Source organism: Paenibacillus harenae (genome assembly GCF_030812415.1).
GTDB classification, from domain to species: Bacteria; Bacillota; Bacilli; order Paenibacillales; family Paenibacillaceae; genus Pristimantibacillus; species Pristimantibacillus harenae_A.
The window spans coordinates 196,933-213,721 of the sequence record NZ_JAUSST010000004.1 but is presented as its reverse complement, the minus strand read 5'-3'; the positions used below and the strand labels follow the sequence as shown (position 1 = coordinate 213,721).

The window sequence follows — 16,789 nt, the reverse complement described above, 5'->3', positions numbered from 1 at the left end:
ATTAACAGTATTTCAAGCACGCATGCTTTGTTTGTTTTGCGTTACGCGCGTTCCTTCACCCAGACCGCCATCTCGCCCTTGCCGCGGTTCGCCCAAGCATAATAAGGAATGAACTTCGCCTCGGCAGGCGCCAGATAGGCGGAAGCATCCGAGCGATACAGCTGCGTTCCCCATTGCTTGTACTCAAGCTTCAGCGCATTGGCTGAAATGACCTGCAGACCGCCGGCAAGCTGCTTATCGAAGGATACGCGCAGCTCCGAATCGGCAGGCAGCATAAGCGAACTTAGACCTGCACCGTTGTCGGCTTCCTCGACGCAGTAGACTAGCGGCCCGTGCTGCAAGGCAACCTTGCCGGCGTTGTACTTCACAAGCGGATTGCTTCTTACGCGCATAACAGGCATTTCAAGCACAAGCTCCACGACATCGCCGGAGGACCACGTTCTCTCTACGATCGCGTAGCCGCCTTCGATCTTGTCCTCGAACGAAAAAGGCTTGCCGTTAACTGTAATCTTCGCGGAAGCACTCCAATCCGGAAGGCGCAGCGCCAGCGCGAGCTTGGACGGGGCATCCAGCTTCAATTCATAGATGACGTTGCCCGACCATGGCATACTGGATTTCTGAGTAAGCTGTACGTTTGCTCCTTCAACCTGCAGGTTCGCTTCGCCGCCGATATACAAATGCGAGTAGATCGTCGAGCCTTTGACCGCATACGTATATTCACCGAGCGATGCAAGCAGGCGAGCAATGTTCGGCGGGCAGCAAGCGCAGCCGAACCATTCCTGACGAACCGGCTTGATATGGTTGTAGTTTTTGTTGCGCCCGTCGCATACCTCCGGCGTCACTTCGAGCGGGTTAACATAGAAGAAATGTTTGCCGTCGCGTGACATGCCGGCGATAACGGTATTATAGAGCGCGCGCTCCAGTACGTCCGCATAACGGCTGTCCGGTTCGATCTGCAGCATCCGATGTGCGAAGAAGATTAGTCCGATTGCGGCGCAAGTCTCCGAATATACCGTATCGTTTGGCAGGTCGTAATCGAACGAGAACGCCTCGCCCTGCGCCATCGAGCCGATGCCGCCCGTTACGTACATTTGCTTGGAGACGATATTGTCCCAAAGCTTGCGGCAAGCGTCGATCAACGATTGATCGCCCGTCTCGCGCGCCACATCCGCCATACCCGTCAGCATATACACGACTCTGACCGCATGGCCGATCGCTGCATCTTGCTCGCGTACGGGCAGATGCGCTTGGAAATAAGCATCATCGAGATGTATGCGTCCCTTATGCCAATGCGACGTCCAGCCTCGCGCTTCCGCCTCGGCCTCGAAGAAGCTAGGCTTCTGCCCGCGCTTATCGATGAAATAACGGCTAAGCTCCAAATACTTGCTATCACCCGTTACTTCGTACAGCTTCACGAGCGCAAGCTCGATCTCCTGATGGCCGTCGTAACCGGCAATCTGGCCCGGCCCATCGCCGAATACGACCGCGATATCGTCCGCCATCTTGCATACGACATCGAGCAGCTTGCGCTTGCCCGTTCCTTTGTAATAGGCGACGCCCGCTTCGATCATATGGCCCGCGCAATACAACTCGTGGCATTCCGCCAAGTTCGTCCACTTCTTGCCCGGCTCTTGAAGGGTATAATACGTATTCAGGTAACCGTCCGCATGCTGCGCCTTCGCAATCGTATCTATAACATCGTCGGCAATCTGCTCAAGCGCCGGATCTTTCCTCGTATGCAGCAAGTAGCCGACTGCCTCCAGCCACTTCGCCACGTCGCTATCCTGGAACACCATGCCATGGAAGCTGCCTTCCGCTTCTCCGGCCGCAATCTTGAAGTTCGCGATCGCATGGCTCGGCTCCGCGCTATCGATTCGATCGTTCAACGCATCCCATTGATACGGAACGACCACGTCGCGCACCAGATCGATATAATAGCTCCAGAAATCGTCTTTTATTTGAACGTCTTGAAGCGAAGCCGGTCTTGCCTTGCTCATATTCACAGCTTGTCCCATTCGTACCCGCACCTCTCCCGTGAAGTTATTAATTTTTGTGCTGCTGATTCCTATTGTATGCGCTACAATGAAACATAAATATAACAAGATCAAACTTAATTCTTATAAAATATCACACTAAACAAGGAGGCCATTCACGATGATGAACCGGGCGACTGAGCATGTATACTTTGCAGCCCCTCCGCTTCCGTATTTTCTGGAGAGCGGCATGACGATCTATGAGCCGGGCGGACAGCATCCGAACCGCCAGCAGCTAGGCTTGTTCGATCTTATTATCGTAGAGTCGGGCAGTTTGCATATAGGGGAAGAGGAAACGAGATGGGCGTTGACGGCCGGAGAGACGCTTCTGCTGCTCCCCGATCGCTATCATTATTCGGTGAAGCCCTGCGAGGAGACGACCTGCTTTTACTGGATTCATTTCCTGCCTGTCGGAGAATGGCAGCAGTCGGCAGAGGAGTACGCGAGCTTGAATCATGAGGATCATTTTACAAAATATCATACATCGCCTTACTCCCTTCACCTGCAGAAGCAATGGAAGCTGCCGAACCCGGAGACGACCTACCAGCTTCTCCGTGGACTGAATCAATCGGGCAGCCAGCGCCAATCGAGCGCTTTCTGGACGAGTCAGCAGCACTTCGAGGAACTTCTTCGCTTGATGGACCTGCGCCAGGACGATACGTATACGAGCCCGGCCGTCACGCTCGCGGAGAAGGCGGAAGCCTATATTAAGAACAATTACCGATCGGAAATCACGAGCAAAACGATGACCGAGGCGCTTAATTTCCACTACAACTACATTACTCGCTGCATGAAGCAGGTGTACGGGATGACGCCGATGGACTATGTGACCAAGTATAGGCTGGAACAGGCGAAGCTATTGCTCATCAAGACGGAGTGGCCTATCGCAGAAATATCGTTTTACGTCGGCTTCGAGAATACTCCGTATTTCTCCAACTGCTTCACCGACAAGATCGGCATGGCGCCGACCAAGTTCCGAAAGCAGTATACGACTTGACGACGACTCGCCAAGTTCTCTATATCAAAGCCTATGTTGGATTCTTGCAGTAACCTATGCCAATTTAGGTATCGTTACGAGCCTATGCTGGATATGTGCATTAACTTTCCGTTGAATCCTCCTAGAATGTCCATTCAAGATCAAAGTTAGTGCGAGAATCCATTATAGCAGACGAGTATGCTTGAAAGGTGTCTTCTATCCTGCAGAAATCCATTATACGCAAAAAGACAGAACGGTTTCAGGGGAGTCCGTTCCGGAATTAACGGGAGTAATTGCTCTATTGTCTCAAACAACCGTTTTTCGGATCCGATTAATGGTACAAATTCCAGTTATTATTTTCGTGAACCCCAAAGCCCAAAGTCTTTGCCGCATTTCGAATGCGTCACTTCGATTAACGTGTGATGGGTTTCGCCTTGGGCATTGTCGGTCCCTCCCGTCCCCAGTACGCTGACGCACATCGGATCGAGCTCCGTACGATTTCCTTTCTCATCCACGTAATAATACCGGTCAATCACCTCGCCGTAATCGTACATCGGGGTCGACGTTTCATATTTCCCGTTGCCCTTAACCGGAATAACGTCGTACTTCCCTTCCCGCTCGAGCAGAGGCGCGTTCTTCACGTTGTAGATCACGCGGATCGTGCCTTCGTACCCTTCGGGAATTAAATATAGATCGTACGTGCCTCTATTGTATTTGGACGTGCATCCCATCGCGATGGCAATGAACAGAATGGCAAACAGTAGTCTTTCCATGAAACCGCTCCTTTCCCATTCATCATAGGGCAGGAGCACTTGATTGAGCAGTTCTAACTTTCATAGTACTTATCGGTTATCCGATCATTCCAGCCACTTATCAATCTGCTCAGATGCTAAGGTCAGGCCCTCCCGTGGGGACAGCTCGCCTTGGAAAATCCGGGTCATATACTTCAGATATATTTGGTCGATCTTGCCCCAATGCTTGACCGGCGGTCGCAGAAACGTATGATCGAGCGCTTGCGTAAACGGCGGAATGAAAGAATCGTCTTGAGCTTTGATCTCCTTCGCTTCCTTATTCGTCGGAATGAGCCCCGTCTTCGACATCGCGATCTGCGAATCCTCGCGAACCATCCACCTCATGAATGCCCAAGCTTGCGACGGATGCTCCGCTCCTTGCATAATAACCAGATCCTCGCCGCCAAGTATCGAGGCAGGACCGTAATCGGGCGGGAAAGGGACAGCAACGGTAGAATCGACGGCCCGCTTCAGCTCTTTCCCTTGGAAAACGCTATAAAACCACGGCCCTTCATCCGTTACCAATATACTCCCTGTCTTCACGCCCTCCCAATTATCGGCGCCTCCGCTAATGACGTTGCTGTCGATAAGCTCCTCGTTATATAGAGACACAAGCTGCTCAACCGCTTTAATCGTATTGTCGCCGTTTAAGTAACCGGTCGCTTTCTTATAGTCGTCGCTCGTCATTTTCCCGCCTAGCGCATAGATGTAAGGCAAACTCTTCCACGCTTCGAGACCGCCGATGCCGATCTTAAGCCGCTGCTTTCGCGCAAGCTCGATGACTTCCGCGAAGGTTGCCGGCGGCTCGGTCATGCCTGCCTCTTTCAGCAGCAAGCGGTTATAGATGGCAACTTTCGTGTTCATATTAACCGGCAGCGAGTAATGCCGGCCCTCATAGTAACCGGCCGACCCCGTATTGATCTGGAGCGTGGACATGACTTCATCGTAATCAGGGTTGTCGCTAAGCGGAAGCAGCAGCCCGCTCTGGGAGAACTCCGGTATCCAAGCAATATCCATCCGTACGACATCCGGCGCGCGGCCCGCGGAAGCCTTGGATATGAGCGTATACTTCAGCTCGGCATCATTCGCTTGACGAACGGGATGGACGCGTATATCGGGGTACGTCTCCTCGAATGCCGGAATCAATTGATCCTCCAATATTTGCGTCTCCGCGTCGCTATACGTATGCCAGAACTCGATTTCATACACTTTATTGTCATTCAGCCTCGCTACGCCGCTCTTGTCCGTTATAATCGACTGCTGCCCGCAGCCGGAAGCGAAGATTAGCAGCAGAGGCATAACGATTAGCGTGAATGTCATCCTTCGTTTAACTTCCATTTCAATCACTCCCGTCGCCGATTACTGGTGCTTGTCGCGATATTCAACTGGCGTCATCTGAGTCATCTTTTTGAACAGCTTGCTGAAATATTTAACGTCGTTGAAACCCGATCGCTCGGCAACCTCGTATATCTTAATCTCGTCCTGCGTAAGCAGACGCTTCGCTTCATGCAGCCGAAGATCGATGACGTAATCGATAAAGTTGTGACCGGACTGTTTCTTGAACAGATTGGACAAATAGCTCTTGCTTACATGAATCGAATCGGCAACGTCTTGCAACGTTAGCTCCTCGCGATAATGGAGCTTAATATATTCAATCGCCTTCGCGATCAATTGCGCGCTATGCCCTTTGTCCGCGAGACGCAACCGATTCGGCTGCTCCATCTCCTCGGCCAAGCTTCGAATAGCAGCTTCAAGCTGGCTGATCGTATCGCATCGCCTCACAAGCTCGCGGAAGTCGAATAACGTTTTGGCGTCGCCGTTCCTATATGAGAAGGCAGTCAGCAGCTCATAAGATTGTCTTCGCACCAGCTCGGGCGACGGTCTTTCTGTCCTCCATCGCATAATGAAGCTGTCGATAATGGCAGCTGGACTATGGTCAGAACGCAGCAGTTCTTGCAGCGCATGCCGGCTCTGCTCTTCGATCTCCGGATGCCGGTCGGCATGCGCCTTCGCCTCGGCTTCATTCCATGCGTAGATGCGGCCCGTCCCTTCGTAGAACCGTCGCTCGGCAGCGGAGCGGCTTCTGCTCATGCCAGACTCCAGCCATTCCGTCCCCATAGTCAAGCAGTAGCCGAACGTAACCGATACCGATAGCTCGCCGGCTACGAGCTCTTGGAAGCCGGCAAGCGAATGCCCAGCTTCGGCATCCCGATCATGCTTATGCGCATCGGGATAAATAAGCAGCAGTCCTTCCCCGCTCAATATCGGCGCGCAGCCTCTCTTGGACCAATCGTAAAATAACGTCTGCATATCCTCGTACATCATGCCAATATGCAGGTTCCCGTACGTTTCTTGCCATTCGGTCAGCCCGTCGGCCGTTACATAGGCGCATACGTAAGGGCCAGCATCCATATCCATGCCGAATAAATCGGAGAAACGTACACCGGGGTCGCCCGATACGAGCGAACGAATGACGTCCTGCTCCAGCCGTTTGCGATCGAGCAGGGCGGTCTGGAGCATAATCTGCTGTTGAAATGCGGCCTGCTTGCGACCACGCGCTAGCAGCTCCTTGCACCTTAGCAATACGGCAATCAGCTCATCTGCCTCGAGCGTCGGCTTGAGCAAATAATCGATCGCCCCTTGCTTCATACCCTCGCGCACATATTCGAATTCATTATAGCTACTGATGAGAATGATTTTGACATTCGGATTGATTGCCAGCGCTTGCCGGGTCAGCTCCAGCCCGTCCATGACCGGCATCTTAATATCCGTAATAAGAATATCGATCCTCGCCTTGCCGAACGCGGCGAGCGCTTCCTTGCCGTTCGCGCAATCGCCCTCCAGCACGAGCCCTAGCTTGCCCCAATCGATGAAGCTCTTCAGACCGTTGCGAATGATCGGCTCATCGTCCACGATTAACACATGATCCTGCATTTTCCATCCCCCTCCAGCCGCTAGTTTTGAAGCCGCAACGTAATATGAATCGCTGTCCCGACTCCTGACGCGCTTGCGATAGAAAGGCCCGATGCCGGTCCATAATACAGCCGCAACGAATCATGGATATGCCGCAAACCGATACCCAAATGTTCCATGCCTTGCCGGGCATTCATTCGCTTGAGCTGCTCCTGTTCCATTCCAGCCCCATCATCCTTCACGATGATATGCACTTCCCGATATCGCCCATAAACGTCGACCGATATATGTCCGCCGCGATTAAGCGGGACGAAGCCGTGGAATACGGCGTTCTCGATGAGAGGCTGCAGCAGCATGCGCGGTATTCGAAGCTCCAGAAGCTCCGGCTCGATCTGGCAATTCAGCTCGTAACTATGCTCGTAGCGCATCTCGAGAATGACCAAATATTTTCGGATAATCTCCAGCTCTTCCTCAAGCGCAATCATTTGCCCGTCTTTGCCCATATTCGCCTGCAGCAGCCGTGTCAGCGCAGCCAGCCCTTGATCGGCGCGCTCCCGCTCGCCCGAACGGATAAGCCACCGCAGCGTACTTAACGTGTTATATAGAAAATGCGGATGAATCCGGTAAGTCACCGCTCGCACTTCCGCCTCCAGCTTCTCCTTCTGCTCGGTTTCGACTCGCTCCATCAACTGCTCGATCTCATCGAGCATCTTGTTGAAATGCTTGCTCATTAAGCCGATCTCGTCGGATGTCTTCACCTCGGTCCGTACCTTCAGATCGCCCTGCTGCACGCGCCGCATCTCCAATGTCAGCTGCTTAATCGGCTTCGTCACTTTCTTGGCAATCAATAATCCAATAAGGACGGCCATAAGCGCGAAGCAAGCGGATGTAATCAGGATGCGCGTATGCAGCTTATCCAGCGCTCCCGTAATCTCCACAGTCGGCACCGTGCCAACGAGCAACCAGTCGTTGCTCAGCCTTTGCTTGACCCCGTAGTAAGGAACGCCTTCATTCGAAAATTCGAATTCGACCGCGTCGTTACCGACGATCAGCTCATATAGACCATGCTCCTGAACCGGCTTGCCTATTCGCGTCAAATCGGCGTCGATCATGACGACGCCCTTCGAATCGACGACCGTATACCGCCCGGTCTCTCCGAGCTGCACTTGGCGAATCGTATGAATGGCCGATCGGCCATTCATATTGACGACGAGCAGACCGATCTGCGAAAGCGTGTCGAAGTCCTTCAGCACGCGACTGACCGGCAGCACAAGCTCCGTATTCTCGCCGCCGCCGCTGAAAGGGTCTTGGCGAAGCGGCTGCCAGACCAGTCTGCCGTCCTCCTCCTTGGACTTCTCTACCCAATCGAGCTCGGCAAGATCCGCCTTCTTCAGCTTCGACATGGAGAACGTGCCGCTCCCCCAGCCGACGCCGCTCTCCTTCAAAATATAAACGATCTTGACGAAGGAGCTGGAGTAGGCGATATTTCGAAGCATCGTATTGATCGATTGCGACATTTCGACTTGCTCGCTAAGCGAGCTCGTCTTGTAGTGCATGGCCGCATGCTGAACCTGCAAGTCGCCATAGATCAGGTCGGATGTATCGCTGCCGGCGTTAATCATCGTCGACAAAGCGTCTGCCGTCTGCTTCGTAAGCTGCACCGTGGAAGCCCTTACGTTTTTTTTGACGAGAGCGGTAGATTCCAGATAGAACGAAAATCCCGACAGCGTAGTAGGGATCAATATAATGAACAAAAAGGCGATAATCACTTTGGAAGCATAACGGTTTCTTATTCGTTCGAAGCGCAGCATACTTAAGTCCACCCTAACTATTCGAGATAAGTCTAGTTTACCTCATTCACCGTTGTTTAAAAGAGAAAAACCAAAGCGCTGCGGACTCTCCCGTTATCGCTTTGGCATTTCTATGACCAAATTATTGCTTGTAGCTCACCGTCACCATATTCCAAACCTTCAAACCCGGAAGCTTGAACGTCGCGACGCCGTCCTTCTGCTCGAACAACAGCTCCACCGTCGATCCGTTATAGTAGTCGGGCGAGGCGAACCGAATGCTTTCAACCTGCTCCTCGGTAGGGATGGCAACCTCCATATCCTTGCGTTCTTCCGGCATTGTTTGCTTGCCCTCGTTATCCCGCCAATCGAGCGTTGTCGCATCGGTAAAATTAATAAAATGAACGATGTCGCTCTCCCCCTTCTTCTTGGCGAACGACCAAACCTTATTAAGCGCAGGCGTTGCCGATACCTCATCCTCGCCAGACCCTTTCGCGGTTAGGCCCGACTCCTCGAGTCCGTCTCGTAGGACGTTCTGATAAGCAACGAGAAAATCGTAATAGCGGACAAGCTGCTCTTCCAGCTCTTCGGGAATCGTCAGGTTCCGATTCGGAAAATATTCCTTCGCCAGCATGTTTTCGCCGAGCTCCAGATGCGAGCCGCCCGCCGCGAAAATAACGGCGTCGGTAAGCAGCACGCCCGGCGTATTGAACTGTCCGGCCGAGTCGGCCAAATCATAATTCATGTACGCGGCGAGCACCGTATTCAGCTTGCCCTTGCTATACTTGCCGTTCTGATCGATGATGTCCTTCAGATTCGCATACTTCGGATGAGCGTCCCATACTTCCGTATACAGAAATGCAAGCGGCGCCTGCGTGGCAAGGAAAGCTTGCCCGTACTGACCGACCGCGTTCATGACGTAATCGACGTCCAGCTTCTCCTTGGCCGCTTTCAAGAAGGAAACATAACCTTCGGAGAGCTTGGCGGATTCGCCCTTGCCGTTCCATAACGCGCCGCGGTCGCCGAGCTGGTCGACATGCCAACCATCGAAGCTAAGATGCTTGAACACTTCGATCTCCTTGTCGATCAAATACGTCTGCCACCCCGCATTCGCAGGATCATAAAGCATAATATCGCTGGCCCAGCTATCCGGCAGCGGATGCTTATCCTGATTCGTTTGCGACGGATCGCGGAACAAGCCCCATTCCGGCTTTACGCCATCCGCTTCGGCTCCCTCATAGGCGCCGAACAGCAAATTATAGTTCATCGCCTTCATGTTTCGGTCATGAGCAAGGTCGATATAACCTTTAACCGTGTCGTAAGCAACGGGACGATTCGCAATATCCGGCCACTCCGCGGCAGGCTCCCCTTCGTCCATCTTCAGCGGCTCGTGATGCTTGTATTGCCAGTCGTAGAATTGGATGCCGTTAATATGGAACCGGTTAAGGCGTTCGATAACGCCAGCCTGTTCATCCGACGTCATTGCGTGGAAATCCGCCAAGTAGCCGTAACGCGGGAACTTGCTCCAATCGGAGGAAACGTCGACCGCAACGTTGAGATGATCGACCGGCTTGCCTTTTTTCGTCAGAAACACCTCGGCCATGTAGCCTTTGCCGTCCTCCTTCGGAGGCGTCCAGCTCCAAGCGGCTTTCTTGCCCTCCAGCTTCACTTCCTGTCTGCCGACCTGCTCGCCGAGATGGCGATATTGAACGATGATCTTCGAACCCGGCTGGTCTTGATTAACATCGAGGGTGAACGAAACTTTATCCCCTGGTCGGTATGCGGCTTTATCGGTCGACAGCTTTGCCATGAGGCCTTGACTCTCTACCGTTTCTGCCTTCAGCTTCTGCACTCCGCTGCAGCCCGCCGCCGATAATGCGGCAACGCAGCCTGCAAGCAGCAGGGATAATGACTTTATTTTCAGACGATTCGAGTTCATTCATTGTCTCCTGTTCTATTCGATTAGCCTTTCACGCCGCCTTCGTTGAAACCGCCCTGCACGAACCGCTTCTGGAAAATGATATACAGCAGCACGGTCGGGATGAGCGCAATGATCGAAGCTGCGAAAATCCAAGAGTAGTTCGTCGCATATTTGTCGTTGAACATGAGGAGCGCAATCGGCAGCGTGCGCATCGCCTCGTCCTTGATAATAACGAGCGCCGTGAAATATTCCTCCCATGTCCCCTGAAACGAGAGAACGGCCAGCGTTGCGATAGCCGGCATCGACTGCGGCAAATAAATGTTCCAGAAGATACGCCAGTTGCCCCCGCCGTCGATGAGCACCGATTCCTCGTATTCCTTCGGTATGCTCTGGAAGAAACCTCGCAGGAAGAAAGTGCTGCCGACGACGCCTCCGCCGATATAGATGAGCCATAGCCCCCAATAGGTATTAATGAGGTGAAGCGATTTGATGATCAAGAACTGCGGGATAATGTTGATGACGCCCGGAATCATCATCGTCAGCAGGAACGTGCGGAACAGAAACTCCTTGCCGGGAAACGTAAATCTGGCGAATCCGTATGCCGTCAAGCAGCCGAGGAACAGACTGCCGGCCATCGAGACGATCGTAACGAGCGAGCTGTTCAGGAAGTAACGCGCGAAGTTATTTTTGCTCCAGACCAGCTTGTAGTTGTACAAGTCCGGAACGACCGAGAACACTTCCTTCGGCCGCGGCAGCGAGTACGCCCCCTTGATGAAGCTCGTCATAATCATATATACGAAGGGAAACAGGAAGGCCAAAGCGCCTAAGATGATAATCGCGTATACAAGCAGTTGAATATGCCATTTTGTCTTCATTGTTATCCCTCCCAAGCGTAAACGGCTAGCTCTACGCACGAACCGTTACCTGCGTCTTTAAGCAGCTCGGTTCTGTGCCGTCCTTTGGCGGAGTAAGCTAACGTTTCGCGGATGAAATATAAGTCCGTTTATCCGTGTGAAACTTATAAAGTCTTATATTTTACAAAAACCGCTGGTTGCCGAATTTTTTCATCTGGGTATACGTCAGAAAGAAGACTGCGATCCCCATCATGACGGCTACTGCGGATGCATAACCGAAGTTAAAGTTCTTGAACGCTTGCAAGTACATGAGACTCGGCAGCGTCTGGGTCTGATCCATCGGCCCGCCCCTCGTAATAAAGTACACCTGCGGGAAAAAGTTGAATGCGCCGTTGATCAGGTTGATCACGACGAACGCCGTTACCGGTCCCAGCATCGGTACGGTAATGCCCCAGAACTGCTTCGAACCGCTTGCCCCGTCAATGGCGGCTGCCTCGTAATATTCCTTCGAAATGCCTTGCAGCGCAGCCAAATAAATGACGACGCCCCAGCCGACCGTTTTCCAAATATGGAACAGCCAAATGACGATCATCGCCGACCAATAGTTGGAGAGGAAGTTGATCGGTTCGCCCCAGATACCGAGCTGCTTGTAAAAAATGAAGTTGATCAGGCCGTATTCCCCGCCCGCGAACAGGAAGCGGAACAGAAACGCGACGACGATCCAAGACGTGATGATCGGCAAATAGTAGATCGTCCGGAAGACGATTTTTTGCTTCACAAAATGAAGGTTGATGAGAACGGCGAACACGATCGCGAGCAGCCAGTTGATCGGCACGGTCACCGCGACGTTCAGAAACGTATTGCGGATCGCCATCATCACTTTATTGTTCGGATCGGTAAATGCCGATACATAATTATCGAATCCGACATACGGATTGTCCGCACCCGGCATGATGCTGTAATCTTGGAAGCTGATCAGGATGTTCCGGATCATCGGGTAGATGACGAATACAGCCGTGCCCGCGACGCCCAGAAAGATGAACGGCAGCACCATCATCCATTGCTTCAAGCCTTTCTTGATCCGCAAGCCTGTAGGATTATGCCCTGGCACCGGTTGTCCCGTCATTGGAATAGACATGATGAAACTCCTTCCTTCTCGTTCAATTGGGAGGCCCTCTTCCATCCTATTAGAAAGAAGAAGGCCTCTGAAGATGCGTGAGTAAGTTCGCTACTTCGTGAGAATCGCTTCGATGTTTTTCGCTGCTTCGTCGAGCGCTGCCTTCGCGTCAAGTTCGCCGCGCACCGCTTTCTCGAACGCGAGGTTGATGATCGTCTCCATCTCGCCGTATTGCGGAATCGGCGTACGCGGCAGCGCCGTCTCGAGCTGCTTCACGTATTCGGCAACGAAAGGCGTCTCCATGAACGTCGGATCGTTCGCTGCCGTCTTGTTCGTCGGAATAAGACCAAGCTTGCTCATAATCTTTTGCGGCTCTTCGCCAAGCATCCACTTCGCGAACGTCCATGCTTCTTGCGGATGCTTCGAGTTCGCGAAGATAACAAGATCCTCGCCGCCTACAACGGAGCGGCTGCCGCCGTCGCCTGCAGGCATCAATCCGCGAATCGTCTGCTCCAGCGGTTTGAAAGCCGACTCCGCTTCGTTCATAAGAATGCTGTAGAACCAAGGGCCGTCGTCGATCATCATGTAGTCGTTGTTTTTCATGCCGTCCCAAGCACCTGGCTCGCCGCCAAGAATAGTCGGTGTAATAAGGCCGTCTTTGTTCCACTGCACGATCGTCTCCAGCGCCTTCACACTTGCCGGGCTGTTCAAGTAGCCTTCGACCTTCGTGTAATCCTCGTTCGTCAGCGTGCCTCCGAGACTCCAGAAGTAAGGCGATGCCGCCCATACGTTCGCGCCGCCGATGCCGATGCCGCCCGGCTTACCCTTCGACACCGCAAGCTTTGCCGCAACGACGAGCTCATCGATCGTCGTCGGCGCTTGTGTCACGCCGATTTCATCCATAACCGATTTATTGTAAATCGCGATTTTCGTATTCGTATTGACTGGCACGCCGTAGAATCCGCCGTTATAGGCGTTCGTTTGCATCGGCGCTTCGAACAGGTTCGCTTTAAGATCTTCGAAGCCGTCCATTTTGCTGACGTCCTGCAGGGCGCCCATCTTCGCGAATTCCGGTACCCAAATAATGTCCATCCGCATCAGGTCCGGAGCTGCGTCGCCCGCTACGCCTGCGATAACCTGCTCCTTCAGCCCTTCATACGGCATGCGCGTCAGCTTCAGCTCGATGCCCGGATTTTCTTTCTCGAACAGCGGTTTAATTTCTTCGGCAAGCACTTTCTCTTCCTGGTCGCTGTACGTATGCCAGTATTCGATTGTTACTTTTTTGCCGTCCGCCGCCGGTTTGTCTCCGCTTTCATTTGCCGGCTTGTTGTTGCCTCCATTGCCTGCCGGCGCATTGTTGCCGCCGCTGCAAGCCGTAATCGTGAACGCCGTTACCGCTGCCAGAACCCCGTAGGAAATCGTTTTGTACCATTTCATTGTGTAAGACCCTCCCTCTCATATTGCGTTGCTTTCTCATTATGAGTGGAAAGGCGTTTGCAAGAAACCGTTTACATTGCGTTCGTGGTGTCACATATTACGCAAGTTTGTTTAGTGAATGAGATAGGGAAGTCGTAGAGGTGTCTTATATTTCTGCGTTTGCAGAAATATAAGACACCATGCGATGGCGGCTGCCTCTGCCTCGGGTCTAGTGGTGGTATAGGCTGGAGCGTTCATCTTATGGCAGGTAACTTGGTTACTTCGTCGGGGGTAAGTCGGAGAATCCGACTTATTGCCGCCAGGGCGGCGCGATAGGGGCTCAGTTCGCGGGATAGGCGATTAAATAGGTTGAAAAGTTCATCCTAGTGCAGGTAACTTTGATTACTTCGGCAGGGATAAGTCGGAGAATCCGACTTATTGCCGCCAGGGCGGCGCGATAGGGGCTCAGTTGGCGGGATAGGCGATTAAATAGGTTGAAAAGTTCATCCTAGTGCAGGTAACTTTGATTACTTCGGTAGGGATAAGTCGGAGAATCCGACTTATTACCGCTGGGGGGCGCGATAAGAGCTCTGTTGGCATGCTTGCCGGGGTCGTCCAAGCAATTAACATGAAAAAAATCCTGCTAATTTACCTGGGGTTGCCTCCTTAAAAGAAATAGATGGAAATTATCCTTCTTATTTCGGCGTTATCCCCTTAGGCAGGGATTGGCTCGATATTAACAGGAGCTTTTCCAATTACATCGACTAAGCATTTAGCCATCAGGGCTACTGCAAGAATAATAAAACCCAACAGCTTACGCTATTCGTTGCAGCTTTTGTTCGTCCTCGTATTGACGGCCTGCTCTGCCAAAACCGTCTACTCGCCCAGCGACGTAAGTCACGCTTTGGAGAAACAAGGGCTGGAGGTCAGATCCATTACGCTTGACGAGGCCGAGAAGTTAGCGTCAACCCCACTCGACGTTAACGGCGTCCTCCCTACCGTGAAGCAGTTCACAGCAGCTATGGATAATCTATAATACAAAAACAGGGCGCTCCCGCCTGAGACGGAAGCGCCCTTCACCTTATTTAGCCCTTATTGCCGATCGGCTCGATCGGAGCGACGCGGCCGTAAGCGACGCTCGCTCCCTTAACCGGCGCAGCCCATCGAACGCCGTTGCCTATAACTTGCTGGATTTCCGGCTGATGATAGATCGGGAACGTCTCGTGCCCCGGGCGGAAGTAGAACAGCTTGCCTTTGCCCCTGCGGTAGCAGCAGCCGCTGCGGAACACTTCCCCGCCTTCGAACCACGAGATGAACACGAGCTCATCCGGCGCAGGAATTTCGAAGCGCTCGCCGTACATTTCTTCCTTCGAGATCTCGATATATTGATCGAGACCTTCCGCGATCGGATGACCGTGCTCGATAACCCAAATCCTCTCCTTCTCGCCATCGTCGCGCCACTTCAACGCGCCGGTCTTCGTTCCGAGCAGCGACTCGAATATTTTCGAGCCATGACCGGAATGAAGCACGATCAGCCCCATGCCATCCAGCACTTTCTCGCGAACCTTCGCCACGATATCGTCCCTTACTTCCCCATGCGCCAGATGTCCCCACCAAATAAGCACATCCGTGTTGTCCAGCACCTCGTCCGTCAGGCCGTGATCGGGATCATCCAATACGGCGGTTCGTACTTCGATACCCTCCTGCGTCTTTAGATACCCGCCGATCGCGTTATGAATGCCCTCGGGATATATGCTTGCCACATGCTCGTTCACACGCTCATGCCGATATTCGTTCCATACGGTCACTTTAATATTAGCCATGATTAACCGCCTCCTGTAAGGTGGATATCCACCTTTCTTCCGTGAACGATTGAATAATGCGGTCGATCGTCAATTGGTTCATGTAACCGTCCTCGATCGTCGCATCCAAACCGTCCCCCCGGCCAAGCAATAAATCAAAGAAAGACTGCATTTGACCCACTCGGCATTCTGCCGGAATAGCTATGGATCGGAACTGCTGCTCATCGCCAAACTTCGCTTGAAGCGTATCCTCTTCTTCGAGGTTGTACAAGAGCGCACCCTTCGTGCCGTAAACTTCGACCTGCTGATAATTGCCTCGTCCGTATGCGAACCGGGAGATGCTCATCGACGAGGAAGCTCCTCCCTCGAACCGGGCCAGTACGTGGCAGAAGTCGTCGACGTCGACTGCTCCCTTGCCCTCCGCTCCGATCAGATTCCGCTCCTTCACGATCGTGCCGGCATCGGAGAACACGCGAACCGTCTCCCCGACAAGGAAACGATGGAGATCAAGAATATGTGAGCCAAGGTCGCCGAGCGCCCCCGAGCCCGACAAGTCTTTGCGGAAGCGCCATACGAGCGGGATGTCCTCGTTCAATCCCCAGCTTTGCAAATATTGACTATACACATGATGGATAATGCCCAGCTCGCCTTGCTCGATTAATTGCTTTGCATAACGGACCGCTGCTTTGTAGCGGTAGGAGAAGCACACCATATGCGGCATAGGGTTGACCGCCAGAGCATCCCGTAGCGTAGACGCTTCCTCAACATTAAGCGCGATCGGCTTCTCCAGCGCGAAAGGCTTGCCCGCCTGGATGCAATCGTGAGCCGCGGCAAAATGGTTGCTGTTCGGCGTTCCGATCGTCACCGCATCAAGCTCTGCATCCCGCAGCATCAGCTTGTGATCCGTGTAGCGGCGCTCCATCGGAATATTCAACTGCTCGCCTCGTGAAGCGAGCGCTTCCTCATTGCAGTCGCAAATCGACCATAGCTCCGCATCCTCGCTTGCCTGTATGCCTTCCATATGAAAGTTAGCAATGCCGCCTAGTCCAATAACGCCAATCTTTAGCTTCTTCATCGTCATCCTCCATTTCAATGTCGGCTGCGAATACAAACCCAGTATAGATTGTGATAGAATGAACGGGAATGTAGGATCTAGACTCTTTTTGTACAAAAACGACT

The 16,789-nt window shown here is 52.8% G+C and carries 13 protein-coding genes; 2 read left to right on the top strand and 11 right to left on the bottom strand.

Going from position 1 to position 16,789, the window contains the following annotated elements:
- Positions 1 to 41: 41 nt before the first annotated feature.
- Positions 42 to 2,015 (bottom strand): glycoside hydrolase family 127 protein, encoded by a 1,974-nt coding sequence (locus J2T14_RS15910; protein WP_307472288.1) that lies wholly within the window; start codon positions 2,013 to 2,015, stop codon positions 42 to 44.
- A gap of 139 nt (positions 2,016 to 2,154) precedes the next feature.
- Here J2T14_RS15910 and J2T14_RS15905 point away from each other — a divergent pair, with 139 nt between their 5' ends.
- Positions 2,155 to 3,030, top strand: a complete 876-nt coding sequence (locus J2T14_RS15905) for a helix-turn-helix transcriptional regulator (protein WP_307472287.1) — start codon at positions 2,155 to 2,157, stop codon at positions 3,028 to 3,030.
- Positions 3,031 to 3,362: 332 nt separating this feature from the next.
- Here the strand turns inward: J2T14_RS15905 and J2T14_RS15900 are convergent, their stop codons facing one another.
- The 8 genes from J2T14_RS15900 to J2T14_RS15865 all read right to left on the bottom strand — a co-directional run bounded on the left by J2T14_RS15900 (position 3,363) and on the right by J2T14_RS15865 (position 13,829).
- On the bottom strand, positions 3,363 to 3,782 hold the full coding sequence (locus J2T14_RS15900; RefSeq protein ID WP_307472285.1) for a DUF6843 domain-containing protein: 420 nt from the start codon (positions 3,780 to 3,782) through the stop codon (positions 3,363 to 3,365).
- Between the two features lie 84 nt (positions 3,783 to 3,866).
- Positions 3,867 to 5,138: an extracellular solute-binding protein gene (locus tag J2T14_RS15895; RefSeq protein ID WP_307472283.1), complete on the bottom strand. Its 1,272-nt coding sequence runs from the start codon at positions 5,136 to 5,138 to the stop codon at positions 3,867 to 3,869.
- 21 nt (positions 5,139 to 5,159) lie between these two features.
- Positions 5,160 to 6,734 (bottom strand): response regulator, encoded by a 1,575-nt coding sequence (locus tag J2T14_RS15890; protein WP_307472281.1) that lies wholly within the window; start codon positions 6,732 to 6,734, stop codon positions 5,160 to 5,162.
- Between the two features lie 20 nt (positions 6,735 to 6,754).
- Entirely contained in the window at positions 6,755 to 8,524 is a 1,770-nt protein-coding gene (locus J2T14_RS15885; protein ID WP_307472279.1) for a sensor histidine kinase, read from the bottom strand.
- A gap of 121 nt (positions 8,525 to 8,645) precedes the next feature.
- Positions 8,646 to 10,439 carry a glycoside hydrolase family 66 protein gene (locus J2T14_RS15880; RefSeq protein WP_307472277.1) on the bottom strand — a complete coding sequence of 598 codons (1,794 nt, stop codon included), beginning with the start codon at positions 10,437 to 10,439 and terminating at the stop codon, positions 8,646 to 8,648.
- A gap of 23 nt (positions 10,440 to 10,462) precedes the next feature.
- Positions 10,463 to 11,296 (bottom strand): carbohydrate ABC transporter permease, encoded by an 834-nt coding sequence (locus J2T14_RS15875; RefSeq protein ID WP_307472275.1) that lies wholly within the window; start codon positions 11,294 to 11,296, stop codon positions 10,463 to 10,465.
- A 160-nt stretch (positions 11,297 to 11,456) separates the two neighbouring features.
- Positions 11,457 to 12,413: a carbohydrate ABC transporter permease gene (locus tag J2T14_RS15870; RefSeq protein ID WP_307472272.1), complete on the bottom strand. Its 957-nt coding sequence runs from the start codon at positions 12,411 to 12,413 to the stop codon at positions 11,457 to 11,459.
- 90 nt (positions 12,414 to 12,503) lie between these two features.
- Positions 12,504 to 13,829, bottom strand: a complete 1,326-nt coding sequence (locus J2T14_RS15865; RefSeq protein ID WP_307472270.1) for an extracellular solute-binding protein — start codon at positions 13,827 to 13,829, stop codon at positions 12,504 to 12,506.
- 805 nt (positions 13,830 to 14,634) lie between these two features.
- On the opposite strand from J2T14_RS15865, the gene J2T14_RS15860 reads away from it, so the two are divergent.
- On the top strand, positions 14,635 to 14,844 hold the full coding sequence (locus tag J2T14_RS15860) for a hypothetical protein (RefSeq protein ID WP_307472268.1): 210 nt from the start codon (positions 14,635 to 14,637) through the stop codon (positions 14,842 to 14,844).
- A 49-nt stretch (positions 14,845 to 14,893) separates the two neighbouring features.
- Here J2T14_RS15860 and J2T14_RS15855 read toward each other — a convergent pair whose 3' ends face one another.
- Together J2T14_RS15855 and J2T14_RS15850 are read right to left on the bottom strand one after the other, a co-directional pair.
- Positions 14,894 to 15,631: a ThuA domain-containing protein gene (locus J2T14_RS15855; RefSeq protein ID WP_307472266.1), complete on the bottom strand. Its 738-nt coding sequence runs from the start codon at positions 15,629 to 15,631 to the stop codon at positions 14,894 to 14,896.
- Positions 15,624 to 16,685 (bottom strand): Gfo/Idh/MocA family protein, encoded by a 1,062-nt coding sequence (locus J2T14_RS15850; protein ID WP_307472263.1) that lies wholly within the window; start codon positions 16,683 to 16,685, stop codon positions 15,624 to 15,626. Before J2T14_RS15850 ends, J2T14_RS15855 begins: the two co-directional genes overlap by 8 nt.
- Between the last annotated feature and the right edge of the window lie 104 nt (positions 16,686 to 16,789).